18 protein-coding genes are annotated in these 19,057 nt (G+C 68.3%); 8 read left to right on the top strand and 10 right to left on the bottom strand.

The window, feature by feature from the left end:
- Positions 1-106: 106 nt before the first annotated feature.
- The 3 genes from ACOJTB_RS06940 to ACOJTB_RS06930 all read left to right on the top strand — a co-directional run bounded on the left by ACOJTB_RS06940 (position 107) and on the right by ACOJTB_RS06930 (position 3,143).
- Entirely contained in the window at positions 107-1,801 is a 1,695-nt protein-coding gene (locus ACOJTB_RS06940; protein WP_420101796.1) for an ArnT family glycosyltransferase, read from the top strand.
- A 236-nt stretch (positions 1,802-2,037) separates the two neighbouring features.
- Complete coding sequence (locus tag ACOJTB_RS06935; protein ID WP_420101795.1) at positions 2,038-2,799, top strand: glycosyltransferase family 2 protein; 762 nt, start codon at positions 2,038-2,040, stop codon at positions 2,797-2,799.
- Complete coding sequence (locus tag ACOJTB_RS06930) at positions 2,799-3,143, top strand: lipid-A-disaccharide synthase N-terminal domain-containing protein (RefSeq protein WP_420101794.1); 345 nt, start codon at positions 2,799-2,801, stop codon at positions 3,141-3,143. Before ACOJTB_RS06935 ends, ACOJTB_RS06930 begins: the two co-directional genes overlap by 1 nt.
- Before the next feature lie 59 nt (positions 3,144-3,202).
- On the opposite strand, the gene ACOJTB_RS06925 is transcribed toward ACOJTB_RS06930, so the two are convergent.
- From ACOJTB_RS06925 to fliL, 5 genes are all read right to left on the bottom strand, one after another.
- Positions 3,203-6,571: a tetratricopeptide repeat protein gene (locus tag ACOJTB_RS06925; RefSeq protein WP_420101793.1), complete on the bottom strand. Its 3,369-nt coding sequence runs from the start codon at positions 6,569-6,571 to the stop codon at positions 3,203-3,205.
- Between the two features lie 259 nt (positions 6,572-6,830).
- The gene (locus ACOJTB_RS06920) at positions 6,831-7,664 is read right to left on the bottom strand and encodes a MotE family protein (RefSeq protein WP_420101792.1); all 834 of its coding nucleotides are present in this window, start codon (positions 7,662-7,664) and stop codon (positions 6,831-6,833) included.
- Complete coding sequence (locus tag ACOJTB_RS06915) at positions 7,661-8,137, bottom strand: DUF6468 domain-containing protein (RefSeq protein ID WP_420101791.1); 477 nt, start codon at positions 8,135-8,137, stop codon at positions 7,661-7,663. Before ACOJTB_RS06915 ends, ACOJTB_RS06920 begins: the two co-directional genes overlap by 4 nt.
- 10 nt (positions 8,138-8,147) lie before the next feature.
- The gene (gene fliM / locus ACOJTB_RS06910; RefSeq protein WP_420101790.1) at positions 8,148-9,281 is read right to left on the bottom strand and encodes a flagellar motor switch protein FliM; all 1,134 of its coding nucleotides are present in this window, start codon (positions 9,279-9,281) and stop codon (positions 8,148-8,150) included.
- The gene (gene fliL / locus ACOJTB_RS06905) at positions 9,278-9,784 is read right to left on the bottom strand and encodes a flagellar basal body-associated protein FliL (protein ID WP_420101789.1); all 507 of its coding nucleotides are present in this window, start codon (positions 9,782-9,784) and stop codon (positions 9,278-9,280) included. The genes fliM and fliL overlap by 4 nt, the downstream gene beginning before the upstream one ends.
- Before the next feature lie 279 nt (positions 9,785-10,063).
- Here fliL and flgF point away from each other — a divergent pair, with 279 nt between their 5' ends.
- Genes flgF through flgH form a run of 4 tightly spaced genes read left to right on the top strand, consistent with a single transcriptional unit; the run spans position 10,064 to position 13,477 of the window.
- The gene (flgF, locus tag ACOJTB_RS06900) at positions 10,064-10,807 is read left to right on the top strand and encodes a flagellar basal-body rod protein FlgF (RefSeq protein WP_420101788.1); all 744 of its coding nucleotides are present in this window, start codon (positions 10,064-10,066) and stop codon (positions 10,805-10,807) included.
- Positions 10,808-10,827: 20 nt separating this feature from the next.
- Entirely contained in the window at positions 10,828-11,619 is a 792-nt protein-coding gene (gene flgG / locus ACOJTB_RS06895; protein ID WP_420101787.1) for a flagellar basal-body rod protein FlgG, read from the top strand.
- Between the two features lie 11 nt (positions 11,620-11,630).
- The gene (gene flgA / locus ACOJTB_RS06890) at positions 11,631-12,710 is read left to right on the top strand and encodes a flagellar basal body P-ring formation chaperone FlgA (protein WP_420101786.1); all 1,080 of its coding nucleotides are present in this window, start codon (positions 11,631-11,633) and stop codon (positions 12,708-12,710) included.
- An 8-nt stretch (positions 12,711-12,718) separates the two neighbouring features.
- Complete coding sequence (gene flgH / locus ACOJTB_RS06885) at positions 12,719-13,477, top strand: flagellar basal body L-ring protein FlgH (RefSeq protein WP_420101785.1); 759 nt, start codon at positions 12,719-12,721, stop codon at positions 13,475-13,477.
- Between the two features lie 307 nt (positions 13,478-13,784).
- Here flgH and ACOJTB_RS06880 read toward each other — a convergent pair whose 3' ends face one another.
- Positions 13,785-13,991 carry a hypothetical protein gene (locus tag ACOJTB_RS06880; RefSeq protein ID WP_420101784.1) on the bottom strand — a complete coding sequence of 69 codons (207 nt, stop codon included), beginning with the start codon at positions 13,989-13,991 and terminating at the stop codon, positions 13,785-13,787.
- Positions 13,992-13,996: 5 nt separating this feature from the next.
- Here ACOJTB_RS06880 and ACOJTB_RS06875 point away from each other — a divergent pair, with 5 nt between their 5' ends.
- On the top strand, positions 13,997-15,328 hold the full coding sequence (locus tag ACOJTB_RS06875; protein WP_420101783.1) for a chloride channel protein: 1,332 nt from the start codon (positions 13,997-13,999) through the stop codon (positions 15,326-15,328).
- A gap of 51 nt (positions 15,329-15,379) precedes the next feature.
- On the opposite strand, the gene dksA is transcribed toward ACOJTB_RS06875, so the two are convergent.
- From dksA to ACOJTB_RS06855, 4 genes are all read right to left on the bottom strand, one after another.
- Entirely contained in the window at positions 15,380-15,802 is a 423-nt protein-coding gene (dksA, locus tag ACOJTB_RS06870) for an RNA polymerase-binding protein DksA (protein WP_420101782.1), read from the bottom strand.
- Positions 15,803-15,981: 179 nt separating this feature from the next.
- Positions 15,982-16,962, bottom strand: coding sequence for a hypothetical protein (locus ACOJTB_RS06865; RefSeq protein WP_420101781.1), 981 nt, complete (start codon positions 16,960-16,962; stop codon positions 15,982-15,984).
- 10 nt (positions 16,963-16,972) lie between these two features.
- Positions 16,973-18,346, bottom strand: coding sequence for an MBOAT family O-acyltransferase (locus ACOJTB_RS06860; protein ID WP_420101780.1), 1,374 nt, complete (start codon positions 18,344-18,346; stop codon positions 16,973-16,975).
- Between the two features lie 200 nt (positions 18,347-18,546).
- Positions 18,547-19,057 (bottom strand): carboxyl transferase domain-containing protein (locus ACOJTB_RS06855; RefSeq protein WP_420101779.1); only part of this gene is annotated, 511 nt, incomplete at its 5' end.

Raw genomic sequence — 19,057 nt, 5'->3', positions numbered from 1 at the left:
GTGCCGGAAAAGCAGTCCATCGGGGCAGCGCGCATCGTCGCTGTGTTCGCAATGAGGCCGCGCTGGCCGCTGTCGAAGATGCCGGCCGGCGCCGCAAGGATGGATGATGGTGTCGCTTTCTCCCGCGATCGATCGGCTCGGTGAGGGGCTGACCCGCAGCCATCTGCGCGCCTGCGTCTTCCTGCTCCTGCTCTCGCTGGCGGCCTTTCTGCCCGGATTCTCCACGCTACAGCCGCTGGATCGCGACGAGCCGCGCTTCGCGCAGGCGACCAAGCAGATGTTGGAGACGCGCGATTTCGTCGATATCCGCTTCCAAAGCGAGGCGCGGCACAAGAAGCCCGTCGGCATCTACTGGCTGCAGGCGATGGCGGTGAGCGCCGGCGAGGCGCTGGGCGTGCCGCAGGCGCGCACGCAGATCTGGCTCTATCGCATTCCTTCGCTGATCGGCGCGATCGCCACGGTTTTGCTGACCTATTGGGCGCTGCTCGCCTTTCTGGCGCGGCGCTATGCGCTGCTGGGCGCGGCGCTGATGGCGAGCGCGGTTCTGCTCGGAGTGGAGGCGCGCATCGCCAAGACCGATGCCGTGCTGGCCGCCTGCGCGGTGGCGAGCATGGGCGCGCTGGCGCGGGTCTGGCTGGACTGGACGCGCTCGCTCGCCTTCGTGCCGGGGCGGCGCAACTGGCTCGTGTTCTGGGGGGCGACCGCGCTCGGGCTGCTGATCAAGGGCCCGATCGTGCCGATGGTCTGGGGCCTCGCCATCCTGGTGCTGAGCGCGCGGGAGCGCAGCTTCCGCTGGCTCAGGCCGCTGCGCTTCGGCAAGGGGCTGCTGCTGTGCCTGATCGTGGTGCTGCCCTGGTTCGCCGCGATCATGCTGAAGACGCAGGGCCAGTTCTTCGCCGACAGCGTCGGCCAGGACATGCTCGGCAAGGTGGCCGAGGGGCAGGAGAAGCATTGGGGGCCGCCGGGGCTCTATCTGCTGTTCTTCTTCGCCACCTATTGGCCGGCCGCCGCCTTCGCGGCGATGGCGATCCCCTTCGCCTGGGTTCGTCGCAAGGAGCCGCAGATCACGTTTCTGCTGGCCTGGATCATCCCGTCCTGGCTGGTCTTCGAGGCGGTGCCGACGAAGCTGCCGCATTATGTGCTGCCGCTTTACCCGGCGATCACCGCCTTGTTGCTGCTGGCCCTGATCAATGGCGGCATCGACCGGCATCGGCGCGGGGCGGTCGCGACCGCGAGCCTCGTGGTGCTGGTGCCGCTCGCATTGATCGGCGCGATCCTGTTCGGCAACTGGCGGCTTGACCAGACGCTGCCCTGGCTCGCGCTGCCGCTCTTCGTGCTGGCTCTGGCCGCCTGCATCGCGGTGGTGATGGCGTTCCGGCGGCTGGATCTCGAAGGCGCGCTGTGGCGCTGCGTCCTGGCCAGCCTGTTGCTGACGGCGGCGGTCTATCCTTTCGCGATCGAGAGCCTGCGCTCCTTCAAGACCTCGCCGCGGCTGGCCGAGGCCGTCCGCGCGGTCGGCTGCCCCGATCCTGCGGTGATGACGCTCGGCTATCGCGAGCCCAGCCTGGTTTTCCTGACCGGGACCGATCTCGCCATGGCGTCGAGCGGGGCCGAGGCGGCGAATTTCCTCAATCAACCGGGATGCCGGATCGCTTTCGTCGAGGCGCGCTTCGGTGAGGATTTCGGCAAGGCTCTCGCCGCCCTGCCGGGCAAGCCGCGGCTGGTGACGACGATCAAAGGCTTCAACCTGAACGGCGGCAAGCTGCTCTCCATCGAGGTCTGGGCCAAGACGCAGAGCTGAGGCTGGCCCGGAAGAGGTTCCCGGGGCGCCGCACCGGGCTTAGCGCATCGGGCGTCCGAACGGACGCGGTCACGATGTTCCCGGATATCGCTGGGGCGTCAGATTTTTCGGAAAAGTGGATCCCACTTTTCCGTTCGATGCTCTAGAGGAGGGGCCGCTCGGTTCGTTCGCCGGGAGCGATCCTCCCATCGGGGTGCCTGCCCGGACGACGAGCCGTTTGTTTGGATGAAGCCATTTTGACCGAGATCCCTCCCGTCCTTCCGCTGTTGAGCGTCGTCGTCCCCGTGCGCAACGAGCAGGGCAACATCGCGCCGCTGATCGCCGATATCGAAGCCGCCTGCGCCAGCATCGGCCCGTTCGAGGTCGTCTATGTCGATGACGGCTCCACGGACGGCACGGCGGCGGCTCTGGCGCGGATCGCAGGGGAAAAGCCCTGGCTGCGGGTGGTGACGCATGCGCAATCCTGCGGGCAGAGCGCGGCGGTGCGCAGCGGCGTGCGCCATGCCCGCGCCGCCATCGTCGCGACCCTGGACGGAGACGGGCAGAACGACCCGGCGTTCCTGCCGCAGATGCTCGCGACGCTGCAGGAGGGCGGCCCGGAGGCCGGGCTGGTGCAGGGCCAGCGCGTCGGGCGCAAGGATACCGGTTTCAAGCGCTGGCAGTCGAAGATCGCCAATGGCGTGCGCGGCCGGGTGCTGCGCGACGCGACGCGCGACACCGGCTGCGGGCTGAAATGCTTCCGCCGCGAGGCCTATCTGTCTTTGCCCTATTTCGACGCGCTGCACCGCTTCATGCCGGCGCTGGTGGCGCGCGAGGGCTATAAGGTGCTGCTGTTCGACGTGCGCGACCGGCCGCGGCTCACCGGCGTCTCGAACTACGGCTTCTTCGACCGGCTGTGGGTCGGCATTCTCGATCTGGTCGGCGTCTGGTGGCTGATCCGGCGGCGCAAGCGCGTGCCGCAGATCGTGGCGCCCGCCCAAGCGGGGGAGGCGCGCTGATGCTGATCGATCTTCAGCACCGGATCGGCGATTATTTCCACGATGTCTTCGTGAACAATCTCGATTGGTGGGTCCTGCTCGGGGTCGTCGCGCAGGGCCTCTTCACCATGCGTTTCGTGGTGCAGTGGTGGGCGAGCGAGAAGGCCAAGCGCTCCGTCGTGCCGATGACCTTCTGGTGGTTTTCGATCGGCGGGGGCGCCCTTCTGCTGATGTACGCGCTCTATCGCCGCGATCCGGTCTTCATCCTGGGGCAGGGGTTCGGCGTCTTCGTCTATGTCCGCAACCTGCAATTCGTCCTGCGGGCCAAGGCCCGCGGCGAGGATCCCAATTCCGGCCCGGGCTGAGCGGCTGCCGAACTCCATCGAGACGACACCACACGGCGCTGCCGCGGTAATGCCGTGCCTCAGCCCTTCTGCTGCGGCGCCGGCTCGGGTTTCGCTCCCTCGGCCGCGGCGCCCTGGGCGGGCGGCTTGGCCGGCGCGGGCTGGCGCACCGGCGAGGAATAGTTCGGGTAGCGCTCGCGATAGGCCTTCATGAATTCTGAGATCGCATCGGCATTGGCGGCGGCCCGCGCCAGTTCGCGGATGTCGGACGGCCTGTCGCGATTGGCGCCGGTGACGAAGGCGAAGGTCCGGGCGTCGGCGCTCTGCGCCATCTTCTGCGCGAATTTGGTGCGCAGCCGGTCGAGCGACAGGGTTTCACCGGCCATCACATAGGACACCGCCGCGCGCATCACATCGGCGCGCTGGCTGTCGCTCAGCGGCGCCGCGCCGCGCCAGCTCTCGTCCAGCAGGCGTTCATAGGATTCGCCGGCCTCACGCCAGCGCCGCCCGACCCAGTTGATATCGGCGCGCAGGCGGTCGACCTCGACACCCTGCTCGCCCTCGAGCAGTTCGAGCGCCTGATCGGTGCGCGAGAGGTCCGAGAGGCCCTTCGACTCCAGCAGCAGGCGGGCGCGCTTCACATCGGTCGGCAGCTCTACAAGGCGCGTGGTGGTCAGCGCCCGCACCGCCTCGGCCGGCTTGCCATTCATCAGCTCGATCATCGCCAGCCGTGCCGCGACGGTGGAGCGGGCCGCGCCGGTCAGGCGCTTTTCCATCTGGTAGCGCAGGATTTCCGCCGCCTGATCGAGCAGGTCCAGTTCGACCAGCCTGTCGGCGAGCAGCCGCGTGATCTCGTCGCCACGCCGGCCGACCGGCAGGAATTCCTTGAAGTCGTAGAACAGGGCCAGCGCGTCGATGCGCGGCAGCTTGTCGGCGCCACCATCGGCGAACAGTTCGGCGAAGCGCTGGGCCGTCGCATCGTGCATGCTGCGCGTCAGCGCGTCTTCCGGGAAGGTCTCGTTGGCGCGGCGCGCGACGAGGAAGGCGTCGCGCCAGCGCGCATTGGCCATGTAGAGGCGATTGAGCTCGGCGAGCGCGCCGATTTCGACCGCGCCGCCACGCCAGGCGACGGCCACGGTCTCGAGCCGGGCGATCGCCTCCTCGCTCTTCAGATCCGAGCGTTTTTCGGCCTCAGCGAGCTTCACGGCGCGCAGTTGCGCTTCCGCCGCCACGGGCCGGCTCTTCGCCTCGAAGAGGGGGCGATAGAGGTTCATCGCATTGTCGGCCCGGCCGTTCAGATCCTCCAGCATGCCTTGCAGCAGCGCCAGCCGCTCCTGGTCGAACTCGTCGGGCGGCAGGCTCCCCAGCAGCTTGATCTGCCGTTCGGCGATCCCCGCATCCTGCAAGGCCAGAGCCGAGCGGGCGAAGCTCTCGCGCAGTTCCGGCTGGAGATCGGGCGGATAGCGGTCGAGGATCGCCTCGCCCTGGCGGAAGCCGACCAGGGCCTGCGCGTCGCGGCCGAGGCGCTGCTGCACCAGCGCCCGCCAGAGGCCGGCCTCGACGTCGCCCTTCAGCGCCGGCACGTCGAGCGCGGTCAGGGCCTCCTCGTCGCGGTGCAACTGCACGGCGGCCAGCGCCTTGAGGAAGAGCGCTTCGCGGTTGCCGCGCATCGCCGGGTCGTCGGCCATGATCCGGCCGAGCGGGCCCAGTGCTTCGACAGACAGGCCGTTGGCGAGGTCGAAGCGGGCGACCGCCATCCGCGTCTCGGATTTGCGGGCCTTGGAGGCGCCCGCCGCCTCGCGCGCGAGCGCGCGGCCGGTGTCGCGCACCGCGCCGAGCCGCAGCTTCGTCCAGGCCTCGGCGTCGATCAGCGGGGCGAGCTTGGCGCCGCCGGCGGCTTTCGTCTGCGGGTCGTCCTGCCCCGGAACGTTGAGCGAGAGAGTGAGCCCGCCATTGCGGCCGATCGAGACCTGTTCGGTTCCGGCGCGTGCCACGACATCGTCCGAGCGGGGCTGGACGGCAAGGCCCTGCAGGGTCGGGATCAGTTCGAATTCGACGAAACGATAAGGCTTCGGCGTCAGCCGGGCCGGGCCCATGGCGGTGGCGACCGCCATGGGCAGTCCACCCGGGCCGGAATCCAGCCAATGCACGCCTGTCAGACCCGGCATGGCCACGGTGAGGGCGTTCTGGCCGCGATCGTCGAAGCTGCGCTGGGGATCGACCGTCGCCGTGGGCTTGCCGGCATCCTCGCCCAGATCCAGCGTCCAGTTTTCGCCGTCTGCGAAGAAGCGGGCGAGGGGCTGGCCTTCCAGCCGCATGCGAACCAGCGTGACCTTGCCCTCCTTGGAAACCGAGCTGCCGGCTACGGCACGCGGCAGGCGGCTGGCGAGATCGGCCGGGTCGATGGTGTCGCGTGTGTCGAAGACGAGCGTCAGCTGGCCGCCGTCGAGAAAGGCCGCCGCGCCCGTCTGCCGGGGGAAGCGGAAATCGAGCCGCTTGTCCGCCGTCTCGATCTGCGCCTTGCCCGGCGGTGGCTCCGGCTTCGCGACCTTGGGCGCGGGAGGGTTGCTCGCGGCACCGCTTTCCTTGGCCACGCCTGGCGTGGGGAGCTTGGCTTCAGCGGATTTGGGTTCCGCGGCTTTGGGCTCGGTCTGCGCGCCTCCGGTCTTGTTTTCCGCAGTTGCGGGCTTCGGCAGCTCGACCAAGGGGGGAGGGGCGGATTTGGCGGGCTTCAGCAGGTCGAGCACGAGGCCGGTCTCGTCGCTGAAATCGCGCTGCTGCCACTCTTCGGGCATGGAGAGGGTGACGGTGAGGGCGTCCTTGCCGTTATCGATCGCGGTCAGGCGGAAGCCTTCCGGCAGTGCGCCGCGCAGGGCGGCGGCGTCGGCGGTCATCGGCTTGTCGAAAACGAGCTTCAGCGCGTTGTTGGTGCGCTCGGCCTTCAGGGCGGTTCCCGGGGGGGCCTCGAAGACCAGCCGCTCCAGCGTCGGCAGGCTCGCCCGGCGCACGGCCAAGGGCGGGGGCGTCGTGCGCGTGCGGGCGGCGGCGTCGCGGGCGCGCACTTCGGCGAGGCGCAGACGCTGGGTGAGCTCGGCGATCGCTTCCGGCGGCGGGCCGGGCAGGAGGCCCTTCCAGCTTTCCGGCAAGAGATCGATGAAGGCCTTGTCCCCGGCTTCGATGAGATTGGCCTTGTAGCCCTGGGTGAGGGCGAAGCGCAGGCCGCGCCCGTCCGGATCGGTACGCGCCACGGAGACATAGGTGGGCAGCTCGCGCGCGATCCTGGCGATGTCGACCTGCACCGGCGCCGAAAAGCCGACGATCAGCACGCCGTTGGAAACGGTGGCGCGGGTCTGCACAGGCTCGTCGAAGACGAGCGAAAGGCGCCCGAAGCCGGCCGGCATCGCCTCGCCGCGCAGCTTGGCCGAGCCGGCCCATGCAGGCGCGTTCAATCCGGCGGCAAGCGCGAGCGCGGCCAGCCCGATACCGAATGCGAGGGAACGCGACAGACGCAAAACCCGAGACCCGACTCAACGCGACAGAAGGCGCCTCCGTCCAGGATGGTGGAGAGGCCCACCGACACGCTAAGGCGTCAAGCATAACAGGTGTTTAATGGCGCCGGTCCGCGCCCGCCCTTAGCGCCGGCCGATGCGCTTCCGGTCAGGGCCGGCTCACGCCATCGCGCGTCAGAACGGACGCGGTTACGATGGTCTAGCGCTGGGCCGGGGCGATCGCCGGAAGTTCGTTGCTCGGCAGGGCGGTTTCGTTGGCGGCGCGCTCGACGAGCGGGCTGCGGCCGGCGGTGGCCAACGCGACGGTGAGCTTCTCGGCCTTGTCGGGGGCCATGACGGCGAGAACCTCCGACATCTTGCGCGGGTTCATCTGCTGGACGACCGGCACGAGGACGTCGAGGCCGAGGCGATCGAAGACCCGGGCGGCGTCCTTCGGCTTCATCGCCTCGTACATGATCACGAGGTTCTTGATCGCCTTGGTTTCGTCGGATGTCCCCTTGTTGGCGGGCGCGACCTTCTCTTCCATCGTCTTGAGGTCGCCGAGCCGCCCGTCGAGCTTTTTCTCGGCGGTGCCCAGCAGCCGCTCGCGCATTTCAAGCTCGCGCATGCGGCTGTCCAGCTCCTCGCGCCGTTCGCCGAGGCGCTCCAGCAAGGCCTTCTCGGCCGGCGAGACCGGCTCCTTGGTGCCGTTAATCAGGCCGGCCTTGTTGTTGGGGTTGTTGGCGCGGGCCGCCTCGGCCTTGGCTTCCGCCTCCGCCTTCTCCTTCTCTTTTTCCTTGTCCTTATGCGGGTCGGGTGCCGGCACCGAGCCCGTCGTGTCGGGGTCGAAGACGGCCGGCGCGGCCGCGCGGGGGCTCTTCCTGCCCGAGGACAAGGCGTCCTTGCCGGCGCCGGCGGGGCTCTCGGCGATCAAGGTCCGGCTGGCGGGCACGGTGCCCGGATAAGGCTCCGCCGTCCAGGCGAGCAGCTTCAGCACCAGGAGACCCATGGCGCCGAGAATGACTGCAGGAAGGAGGCGGGGCCTCTCGATCACGCAGCCTGCCCCTCCAACTGGGCTTCGAGGCGGCGGGCGGCGCGGGCGCGGATGGCGGCGGCCGACTGGGCCGCGCTCTCCATGCGGCTGAGGGGCGCCGGCTCGGCCACCGGAGCGGGCGCGGCAACCTCGGGCGCCGGCCGGGCGACAAGGCTCGCCGCGCTGACGATCTGGGTGATGCGCTCCATCACGACCTGGCCGGCCTCGACCTGCGCGGCGAGATCGGCGGCATAGCGCTCGGCCGTGCGCAGGCGCTCGTCCAGCGTGCGGTCGCAGTCGCCCAGCGTGTTCTTGAGGCCGGCGATCGCGCGCTCGGCATTGTCCGTCGCGGTGATCAGCGCTCCCACGGTCTGGCGCATCCCCGCTTCATCCGCCTTGAGGCGCTCGATTCGCTTGGCGAGGATGTAGCAGGTGATGATCGTCGCGACGAGCAGGCAGGCCACCAGGGCATCGGCGATGAGATTGATGGTCATGCTTGCGGTCTCAGTTGGTGGCGCCGAGATGGCTGGCGAGGCTGTCGAAGGCGGCGAGCGTTGTCTTGGAGCGCCGCAACGGGCTGACGATCTGGACCGCGATCTTGTCGTCCACCCGGCCGATGCGGCCCTGCGTCACGGTGAAGTCTCCGCAGCGCAGCCAGACCGCCGAATCCGGCTTGGCATCGAACATCAGCGTGTCGCCGATGGCGAGGTTCATCACGCGCTTCAGCGGCATCCGCGTCTCGTGCAGGAGGCAGGTGACGTCGACATCGGCCTGCCAGACCTCGGTCGCGAGATGGTTCTCCCAGATCGGATCGCGCCCGAGCTTCTCGCCCATGAAGCTTTCGAGCAGCAACTCGCGGATCGGCTCGATCGTGGCATAGGGCAGGAGCAGATGGAGCGAGCCGCCGCGGCCCTCCATGTCGAACTTCAGCTCGACGCGGATCGCCGCGTTGGCCGGGCGCGAGATGGAAACGAAGCGCGGGTTCGATTCCACCCGGTCGATGGTGAAATGCACCGGCGACAGCGGCCGGAACGCGGCCTGCGCATCGCCGAGCACGAGCTCGATCACGCGGCGCACCATCCGGATCTCGATGGAGGTGAAGGGGCGCCCGTCGATGCGCGGCGCCGGCTGGCCGCGCTTGCCGCCGAACATGGTGTCCAGCACCGAATAGATCAGCGCCGACTCGATGGTGATGAGACCGAAATTGTCCCACTCCTCGGCCTTGAAGACGGAGAGCACGGCCGGCTGCGAGATCGAGTTGATATAATCGCCGAAGCGCACGGAGCGGATGCTTTCCAGCGTGACTTCGACGTTGTCGGTGAAGAAATTGCGCAGGCTGGTCGACAGCAGGCGCACCAGGCGCTCGAAGATGATTTCGAGCATCGGCAGTCGCTCATAGGCGACTGAGCCGGAATCGACGATCGCCTGGATGCCGTTGCGGGACGCCGCGTCGTCGCCGCTGGAGAAACCGAGCATGGTGTCGATTTCTTCCTGAGACATCAGGCGGTCCGTACCGCCTTCCTGCTCGGGCTCGTCGTCCTGCACCTCCGGCAGGGTGACCCATTCGGCCGCCATGCTCTCGGGCGTCATCGGCTCGTCGGCACCCGGACGGCCGGGATTGTCGCGATCGACACTCATTGGATCAGCAGTTCCTTGAACAGCACGGCGTCGACCTTGGCGGGGTAGACCGTCATGTTGACGCGCCGCAGCAGCTCTTCCTTCAGCCGGTACATGCCGGCCGAGCCTTCGATGTCGGACGGGCGCAGCTCGCGCATGAACACCTGGAAGGAATCCTCCACGCGCGGCATCAGCGGCTTGACCTCGTCGGCGACCTTGGGGTCGCCGATCTCGAGGGCGACCTTGATCTTCATCAGGGGCGGGCGCTCCTGCTGGCCATTGCCCGACATGCCGATGATCATGTCCTTCATGTCGAGGAAGGTGACGGCCTTCTTCGCGGGCGCCGGCTCGGCAGCCGCATGCTCCTGCGCCGGCGGCTTCTTCATCAAAAAGAACCAGGCCGCACCGCCGCCACCGCCGGCCAGCAGCACGACGGCGCCGATGATGATGAAGAGCTTCTTCTTGCCGCCCTTCGCCGGCGCCTCGGCAGCGCCTTCCTCTTCCTTCTTGGCACTCTTCGCCATGTCCTGCCCCGGCCGTGCAAAACGGCGTTCTGCCGCTCCTGCGACCTTCGCCAATCACGGTTAACGCGCCGTTAAGCCGGGCAGTTTTTGCCGGGTCGTTTCTGCCCGGCTGGCAGCCCTTGCCAGGGTCAAGGGGGAGGGGACAACGGCACTTCTATTCGTGATTTCAACGCCTTGCCGAAATTAACCACGATGGCACGCCGATTGCGGAACCAGGGTCGTGGCGACTGCGCTGGGGAGCGTCGAGGTCGCCGCGGGACAGGATCGGGAGTTTTCGCCGTGGAGAACGCGCTTCTCGTCGGCCTTTCGCGGCAGGTCGCCCTGCAGCGGGAGCTGGATGTCATCGCCAACAACATGGCGAACATCGGCACCAATGGCTTCAAGGCACGCAATGCGCGCTTTGCCGAGTTCATCATGCCCAAGGCCAAGGCGGAGGCGTTCAAGCCTGCCGACCAGGCTCTTTCCTATGTCGTCGACAAGGGCACGCCGCTCGACCTCTCCCAGGGCACGATCGAATTCACCGGCAATCCGCTCGACGTCGCGCTGAAGGGCGACAATTTCCTCGCCGTTCAGACCCCGGCGGGCGAGCGCTACACCCGCGCCGGCTCCCTCACCGTCAATCGCCAGGGCCAGCTCGTCACCCAGACCGGCCAGCCGGTCATGGGCGAGGGCGGACCGATCACCTTCGGCCCCAGCGAATACGATCTGCGCATCGCCGCCGACGGCACGGTCACCAGCGACCAGGGCACCCGCGGCAAGCTGCGGCAGGTGCGCTTCGCCGATCCGGCGACCCTCGTCAACGACGGCGCCAACCTGTTTTCCTCGCCGACCCCGGCGCAGCCGGCCCTGCCGGGCGCCCGGCTCGAAACCGGCGCGGTCGAGCGTTCGAATGTCAAAGCCGTCAACGAACTCACCCGGCTGATGGTGGTGCAGCGCTCCTATCAGGACGTCGCCCAGATGATCAGCCGAAACGACGATCTGCGCAGCAAGGCGATCACCCGCCTCGCTGACCAGCAGGCCTGAGGCGGAAGGGAACCGACGCCATGCGCGCCATGCAGACTGCCGCGACCGGAATGGCCGCCCAGGAGATGAACGTCCAGGTCATCTCCAACAACATCGCGAACGTTCGCACCACCGGCTACAAGCGCCAGCAGGTGCATTTCCAGGATCTGCTCTACGAAAACTTCCGCCGCGCCGGCTCGGCGACCTCGGACCAGAACACGCAGGCCCCGGCCGGCACCTTCATCGGCTCCGGCGTCAAGACCGTCTCGACGGGCCGTGTCATGACCCAGGGCAACATCTCGCCGACCGAGAAGCCCTATGACCTCGCCATTCGCGGCGAGGGCTTCTTCAAGGTCCGCATGCCCGACGGACGCACGACCTATTCGCGGGACGGCTCCTTCGATCTCGACTCGCAGGGCCAGATCGTGACCCGCGACGGTTATATCGTCGAGCCGGGCATCAACGTGCCGACCAATGCGACCTCGGTCAGCATCAACGCGCAAGGCACGGTCGAGGCCATGATCCCGGGCCAGACGGCGCCGCAGCAGCTCGGCCAGATCCAGCTCACGCGCTTCGTCAACAAGGTCGGCCTGGAATCGATCGGCGACAACCTGTTCATCGAGACAGCGGCCTCGGGCCAGCCGATCGACGGCTTCGGCGGCGGCGAGGGCTTCGGCACGCTGCAGCAGAACTATCTCGAAGAAGGCAATGTGCAGGCGGTGACCGAGCTCACCTCGCTGATCGCCGCCCAACGCGCCTACGAGATGAACTCGAAGGTGATCTCGGCCGCCGACAGCATGATGTCGTCGACCACGCAGATGTTCCGCGGGTGAGGAGGGCAGGAATGATGATCCGCTCCATCCTTCTCGCCGCCTCGGTCGCTGCCGCCGCCCTGATGGCGGGCGGTGCCGGCGCCGCCCAGCCGGGCAAGGGCAAGCATCCGCAGGTCGCGACGGCCGCCGTGGCCGCCCCGCCGGTTGCCGCGCCTGTGCCGGTCGCCGTGCCCGTGCCGAAGCTGCAGCTCAACCCGGAAATCTATCTCTCGCGCGATCTGGTCACCTATGGCGACCTGATCGCGGGGCTCTCCGGTGAGGTCGCCCAGATGGCAGCCTTCCGGGCCCCGGCGCTCGGCGAGACGGGCACGATCCAGGTCGCCCGCATTGTCGAGGCGGCACGCGCCGCCGGCATCGTGCGCGAGGCGGGCGAGCTGGAAAGCCAGGGCTTCGCCCAGGTGGTGGTGACGCGCGCGTCGCGCCGCATCGCCGCCGCCGACATCGAGGCGGCGGTGAAGCGCGGCCTGCAGGAGCGCTATGGCGTCGATGCGCGCATGCTGGCCCTGTCGATCGACGGCGGCGCGCCCGCCTTGTCGATCGAACCCGAGCTGCCGGGAGACCTTGCGGTGGTGGACCTCGCCTTCGATGCCCGCGCCCGGCGGATCGCGGCCCGGCTCGCGGTGCCCGGCAGCGCCACGATGAGGCTGACCCCGCTGCGGATCACCGGCCAGCTGGTCGAAACGGTCGAGGTGGTGGTGCCCCGGCGCGCGGTCGCGCGCGGCGAGACGCTGACCGCCGCCGACGTGACGGTGGAGCGGCGCCCGCGCGACGGGCAGGGCGCCGATCTCGTCAGCGATTCCCGCGCCGCGATCGACAAGGTCGCCAAGCGCACGCTGATGGCCGGCGTCCCGCTGCGCAATGGCGACGTCCAGCGCGAGGAGATCGTCGCCAAGGGCGAGCTCGTCACCATCGTCTACGAGGCGCCGGGCATCCTCATCACCATGCGCGGCCGGGTGAACGAATCCGGTGCGATGGGCGATGTCGTCTCCGTCACCAATCCCCAATCCAAGCGCGTGCTGCAGGCCACGATCACCGGCCCGGGCCGCGTCTCCGTCAAGCCGGCCATCGGCCGCATCGCCAGCGCCCAGTGAGTCCCGCCATGCGTCACCCCTCGCGCCGTCTCGCCCAACTGTCCTGCCTGCTGCTGATGACCGTCTCGCTCGGCGCCTGCGGCGTCGGGGACCGGCTCGCCAATGTCGGCCAGGCGCCGAACCTCTCCGCCATCGAGGACCCCACCGCGGCCAAGGGCTACAAGCCCGTTCAGATGCCGATGCCGGCGGTGGAGCATGCCTCCTACGCCCCCAATTCGCTCTGGCGCACCGGCTCGCGCGCCTTCTTCAAGGACCAACGGGCGCGCAATGTCGGCGATCTCGTCACCGTCAAGGTGAAGGTCACGGACAAGGCGCAGCTCAACAACTCGACCCAGCGCTCGCGGAAGAACGCCGAGGATGCCGGGGCGGCCAACCTTTTCGGCTTCGAGAACAAGGTCGACAAGTTCCTGCCCGACGGCGCCAAGGCCTCCTCGCTGCTGAAGCTCGATTCCGATTCCTCCAGCGCCGGCACCGGCTCGATCAACCGGTCGGAGACCCTGACGACCAGCGTTGCCGCCGTGGTCACGCAGAACCTGCCCAACGGCAATCTGGTGATCGAGGGCAAGCAGGAAATCCGCGTCAATTTCGAGGTGCGCGAGCTCATCGTCGCCGGCGTGATCCGGCCGGAGGACATCGAAAGCGACAACACCATCGACTCGACCAAGATCGCCCAAGCCCGCATCGCCTATGGCGGCCGCGGCCAGATCACCGATGTCCAGCAGCCCCGCTATGGCCAGCAGGTGATGGACATCCTGCTGCCCTTCTAGTCCGTCCGACCGTCCCTCCGCTCCGGCGGCCGTCTGAAACAGCTTTCTGTGCTTCCGGTGCTCACGGACATCAGTCCGCTGCGCTCCGGTTCTCGAAAGCCGCTCCAGCCGACTCACCGGAACGAAGGGCCGACCGAACGGCTGACGCCCATCTCTTCCGGCCGGCGCGGGACGCTCCCCCTCGTCACCCGCGCCGAACCGGCCGGCGGTCTCTCCCGAGCCGCCATTCGAGAAGCATGATCCTGAAAACGGGCTCCCGCTTTTCCGGATCATGCTTGCCCCGCCGCCCGCCACGCTCCCCAAGCTTTCACGGCAGGCGGCCAGAAGCCCCGCGTTCTCCCGACGCGGGGCTTTTTCGTCGTCTTCCCGCCATGATGCTCCCGCAGGCGATGCAGCGTGAATGCGCGCCAGCCATCTTGTCCTCGGCAGCTGAAAGCGGTTCTTCTTTAAGCGGTTCTTCTTCAAGCGGCGGCAGTTCGGCCAGGAGTTCGGCGCGTGGCGCGGTCAGGTCCAAGGCGATTGCTCCGGCGTTCCCACGCACTCGTGGCGCGACGGCGCTACTGGCGGCAGCGCCTCGTCTTCTGGGCGGGCGCGCTGGCCATCGGGATCGTCAGTGCCGGTTTCGCGAAGCTGGCCGACGAAGCCCAGAACCTGTTCGCCCTGATCGGCGATGCGCAGGGACCGCTGCGCTTCGCGCCGCTGCTGGTCACGCCCCTCGGTTTTGCGCTCTGCGCCTTCCTCGCGGCCCGCTACGTTTCCGGATCGCAGGGCAGCGGCATTCCACAGGCCATTGCGGCGCGCCATCTGCGCGAGGACGAGGATCGCTCACGCTTCCTGTCGCTTCGTATCGCCGTCGGCAAGATCGTCCTGACGATCGCCGGGCTGATGTGCGGCGCGTCGATCGGCCGCGAGGGGCCGACCGTGCAGGTCGGCGCCTCGATCATGCTGCAAGCGGCTCGCTGGGGCGGGATGGTGCAGGCGCGCGGGCTCATTCTGGCCGGATCCGCAGCCGGCATCGCGGCGGCCTTCAACACGCCGCTTGCCGGGATCGTCTTCGCGATCGAGGAGATGAGCCGCAGCTATCAGGCCCGCGCCAACGGCATCGTGCTGTCGGCGGTCATCATCGCCGGGCTGGCCTCTCTCGCCATGGTGGGCAACTACACCTATTTCGGAGTCACCGGCGCGACGGCGGAACTGCGGCGCGACGGCTTGCTGATCCTGGCCTGCGGTATCGGCGGCGGAGCGCTGGGCGCCTGCTTCAGCAGCGCGACGATCGCGCTCATTCGACGCATCCGGCGGGTGAAGGCCGGCACGCCGATGCGCCGAGCGGTCGGCTTCGCCTTCGCCGCCGGCCTGATCGTCGCGGTTCTCGGCATCGCGAGCGAAAGCACGAGCTTCGGGACCGGCTACGGCCAGGCGCGCAGCGCGATCGAGGGCACGCCGCTGCCACCCTTCTTCTTCATCGGCAAATTCTTGGCGAGCCTGGCCTCCTCCGTCGCGGGGATACCCGGCGGATTGTTCGCGCCTTCGCTTTCGGTCGGGGCCGGACTGGGCAGCACGCTCGGCCAGCTGCTCGGATCGCCGATCGGCCTCGCGGCGCTGCTGGGGATGGCCGGTTATTTCTCGGGGGTCGTCCAGGCGCCGATGACCGCCTTCGTCATCATCCTCGAGATGACCGGAAATCACGACAACGTCACGGCGCTCATGGCGGTGTCCGTGCTCGGTTTCGGCACCGCGCGGCTGATCTCGCGCGAGCCGCTCTATCACGCCCTGTCGCGACTGTTCATGGCCGATGCGCTGAGGCTGCGGCGCCAGCACGCGGCCGAGAGCGATGCCGCCGCGCGCGGCTGACGGGCGCGCCGCCCGAACAATACGGGATCCGCCTGCGCGGCCGGGCTTCGCTCAATCGTCGCGGAAGACGCGCTCGTTGCGCTCGTGGCGCTCCTGCGCTTCCAGGGAGAGGGTCGCGATCGGGCGGGCTTCGAGGCGCTTCAGCGAGATCGGCTCGCCGGTTTCCTCGCAATAGCCGTAGGAGCCATCGTCGATGCGGGCGATGGCGGCGTCGATCTTGGCGATGAGCTTGCGCTGGCGGTCGCGGGCGCGCAGCTCGATGGCGCGGTCGGTCTCGGAGGAGGCTCGATCGGCGATGTCGGGGTGGTTCTCGCTCTCCTTCTGCAGGGTCACGAGGGTTTCCTTCGCCTCCTTCAGGATCTCGTCCTTCCAGGCGATGAGCTTGCCGCGGAAATATTCGCGCTGACGCTCGTTCATGAACGGCTCGTCGTCAGCCGGCTTGTATTCCGCATCGAGAATGATCTGCTTCGACATGGCGCTCTCTTGCGTTGCCGGCTTACGCGCCCTGCGGCCTTGCCGAAGAGGGTGAGCCGATTTGGCGCCCTTATAGCGATGCGTCTCAACCGGAACAATCGGTTCCGTGGCTCCGGCGACGCTTCTGAACAAGGCTTTGAAAATCGGCTGTTTTCGGGCCTCTGCGGGGGGTGCGCGCCTCAGCGGACGACGTCGCGCAGGGCCTGGGCGATCCGCTCCTCCATCAGCCGGGCGAGGGGCTGGCGATAATGACCGTGGTCGAAAAACAGATTCGGGTCGTGCAACTCCGGCCCGTCCGTGCGGCCGTCGATCAGGACCGTCAGGGGGCGGCGCCGCGCCAGCCCCGCGAAGGCTTCGCGGCAGGCCGTGTCGGCGGCTTCGTCGGCGCTGCCGGGGCGGGGCAGGGCCGTGGCGTAGACGGGCGGGCGCACGAGTAGCAGTGCGGTGCCCGGCGCTGCCCCCATCGCCGCTTCGAGGTCCGTCGCGGCCGGAAAGGGGCCGTGGCGATTGCCCCCGCCGGTCTCGGCGGGCTGGGAGAGTTCCGCCTGACGCTGAGGCCGCTCGGGATGGGCGCGGCCGTCGTCATAGTCCCAATAGCCGTCCGGGCGGGCGCGCTCGGCACCCGGAGAGCTCTGATATGCGAGATGGCGCAGGAGTTCCTCGCCCAAGTCGTAGCGCATCAGGCCGGCGAGATACTCCGCCGGGCTGCGGCTGAGCAGCCAGAAGGGAAAGGGGCGCTCGTCTTTCGGCTTCAAATCGGCGGCGCACCAGCGCGGGTCGATCCCGACGATGACCGCGCGCGCCGCCGAGCCGGGATGGTGGCGCAGGAACCAGTCGAGCGTGGCGAGCGCCTCGCGCGGGCCGGAGCCCGGCGCGATCAGCGAGACGAAGGGGATGCCCGTCGCCGCCCGCAGCCTCTCGGGCGAGACGAGCTGGATATGGGAGTTGCCAAGGATCGCGCCCTGGAATTGCGCATCGCGCCCCCGGCTGGCGAGCGCGGTGCGCGGGCCTTGCGGGCGAATCCCCTCCTTCAGCCGCAGGGGCGAGCGGCCGGTGTCGTAGGGGTCGATCAGGAAGGCGCAGCCGAGGAACGCCGTCGCCAGCAGCGCGGCGGTTCCCGCCAGCGTTGCGGCGAAGCTCTTCCAGCGCGCGGAGGCCACCGGCGGAGCCTCAGAACTGGAAGTAGATGAACTCATAATTGGCGTCTTCGCCGATCTTGAGCAGGATGATGACGAGCAGCAGGCCGAGCAGGACGGCGAGCCAGCGGGCCGGCGGCAGGCGGTGGACCAGTGCCCAGGCGGTCGGCCCGATGATGGCGAAGGCCGCGGCCGGCACCAGTGCGCGCCATTTGAAGCCGGTGCCGATGCCGCCGAGGCCGATGAGCCCCTTGTAGATCGCCAGCGCCGCCTCGAAGCTCGTGGCGCGGAACAGCACCCAGCACAGCGCGACGAAGACGAAGGTCAGGAGCCAGCCGAGCGGGGCCGGCATCGGCCAGCCGGCCCGACGCCAGAACAGCGCGACGATCAGCGCCAGACCATGGGCCACGCCCCAGGCAACGAAGGTGAGGCCGGCGCCGTGCCAGAGGCCGCCCAGCGCCATGGTAGCGAAGAGCGCCCAGACCTGGCGCGGCAAACCGTGGCGCGAGCCGCCGAGCGCGATGTAGAGGTAATCACGCAGGAAGCGCGAGAGCGTCATGTGCCAGCGCCGCCAGAAATCCTGGATCGAGAGCGAGCGATAGGGCGCCTCGAAATTCTGTGGCAGCACGATGCCGAAGAGTAGCGCCAAACCGAGCGCCATGTCGGTGTAGCCAGAGAAATCGAAATAGATCTGGAAGGTGAAGGCGAGCGTGCCCTGCCAGGCCTCGACCAGGCTGATCGCCTTGCCGGAAGCGGCGGCGGCGAAGACCGGATTGGCGTATTCGGCCAGCGGATCGCCGATCAGGACCTTCTTGGCGAGGCCGAAGGTCAGCAGCATCAGCCCGCGCCCGAAGCGCTCCGCCGCGTCCGGCCGCTGATAGGGCCGCTCGTCGAACTGGTGCATGATCTCGCGCCAGCGCACGAGCGGGCCGGCCAGCACCTGCGGGAAGAAGGCGATGTAGAGCGCATAGCGGACGAGATCGAAGCGCGGCGCCTGGCCCCGCCTCAGATCCGTCAGATACATGATGTGGTGGAAGGTGAAGAAGGAGATGCCGAGCGGTAGCGCGAGTTCCAGCTTCGGCGCCGGCAAACCCGGAATCATTCCAGCCAGATCGGCGAAGAAGTTGAAGTATTTGAACAGCGCCAGCACGGCCAGATTGGCAATGATGGCGAGGCTGATCAGCGCCCCGGCCTTCGTCTTGTGGAAGGCCTCGGCGATCAGCCAGTTCAGCCCGATCGAGAGCGCCAGCAGCGGCAGGAAGCGCCAGTCCCACCAGCCATAGAAGGCGAAGGACAGCACGACCAGCACAGGCAGCCGCCAGGCCGGCGCATAGCGTTCGGCGCCCCCGTGGAGCGCCAGCGACAGCGGCAGGAAGGCGAGCAGGAAAACGAAGGAGTTGAAGAGCATGAGGCTGGGCAGGCGGCGGGAATGGCTGCCGGCTTAGCGGATTATCGGCGGGGAGTCATGTTTGCCGCCCGGTTGCGTCACCTCTTCATCCCGGACGCAGCGTAGCGGAGATCCGGGATCCATCGTCGGGCGCGGCGCTCTTCGATGGATCCCGGGGCAAGCCCGGGATGACGCGGTGATTGCTGTGCGAAATCTCCGACTCAAAGCGGAATATTGTCGTGCTTCCTCCACGGACGCTCGACGCTCTTGGTCCTGAGCATGGCCAGCGCTCTCGCGATGCGCTTGCGGGTGCCGTGGGGCATGATGACCTCGTCGATATAGCCGCGTTCGGCCGCGACGAAGGGGGACATGAAGCGGTCTTCGTATTCCTTGGTCTGGCGGGCGATGGTCTCGGCGTCGCCCCCGCGGAAGATGATCTCAACCGCGCCCTTGGCGCCCATCACCGCGATCTGGGCCGAGGGCCAGGCATAGTTGACGTCGGCGCCCACATGTTTCGAGGCCATCACGTCATAGGCGCCGCCGAAGGCCTTGCGGGTGATCACGGTGACCAGCGGCACGGTGCATTCCGAATAGGCGAAGAGCAGCTTGGCGCCGTGCTTGATCAGCCCGCCATATTCCTGCGCCGTGCCGGGCAGGAAGCCGGGCACGTCGACGAAGGTGACGATCGGGATCTCGAAGGCGTCGCAATAGCGCACGAAGCGGGCGGCCTTG

Source organism: Allobosea sp. (assembly GCF_048595345.1).
Classification (GTDB): domain Bacteria; phylum Pseudomonadota; class Alphaproteobacteria; order Rhizobiales; family Beijerinckiaceae; genus Allobosea.
Note: the sequence above shows the minus strand (reverse complement) of the source record. Positions and strands in the feature narration are given on the sequence as shown.

Coding starts and splice junctions, on each gene's coding strand:
- ACOJTB_RS06940 (WP_420101796.1), top strand. CDS start 107: ATGGTGTCGCTTTCTCCCGCGATCGATCGGCTCGGTGAGGGGCTGACC.
- ACOJTB_RS06930 (WP_420101794.1), top strand. CDS start 2,799: ATGCTGATCGATCTTCAGCACCGGATCGGCGATTATTTCCACGATGTC.
- ACOJTB_RS06915 (WP_420101791.1), bottom strand. CDS start 8,137: ATGACCATCAATCTCATCGCCGATGCCCTGGTGGCCTGCCTGCTCGTC.
- fliM (WP_420101790.1), bottom strand. CDS start 9,281: ATGAGTGTCGATCGCGACAATCCCGGCCGTCCGGGTGCCGACGAGCCG.
- fliL (WP_420101789.1), bottom strand. CDS start 9,784: ATGGCGAAGAGTGCCAAGAAGGAAGAGGAAGGCGCTGCCGAGGCGCCG.
- flgG (WP_420101787.1), top strand. CDS start 10,828: ATGCGCGCCATGCAGACTGCCGCGACCGGAATGGCCGCCCAGGAGATG.
- flgA (WP_420101786.1), top strand. CDS start 11,631: ATGATGATCCGCTCCATCCTTCTCGCCGCCTCGGTCGCTGCCGCCGCC.
- flgH (WP_420101785.1), top strand. CDS start 12,719: ATGCGTCACCCCTCGCGCCGTCTCGCCCAACTGTCCTGCCTGCTGCTG.
- dksA (WP_420101782.1), bottom strand. CDS start 15,802: ATGTCGAAGCAGATCATTCTCGATGCGGAATACAAGCCGGCTGACGAC.
- ACOJTB_RS06860 (WP_420101780.1), bottom strand. CDS start 18,346: ATGCTCTTCAACTCCTTCGTTTTCCTGCTCGCCTTCCTGCCGCTGTCG.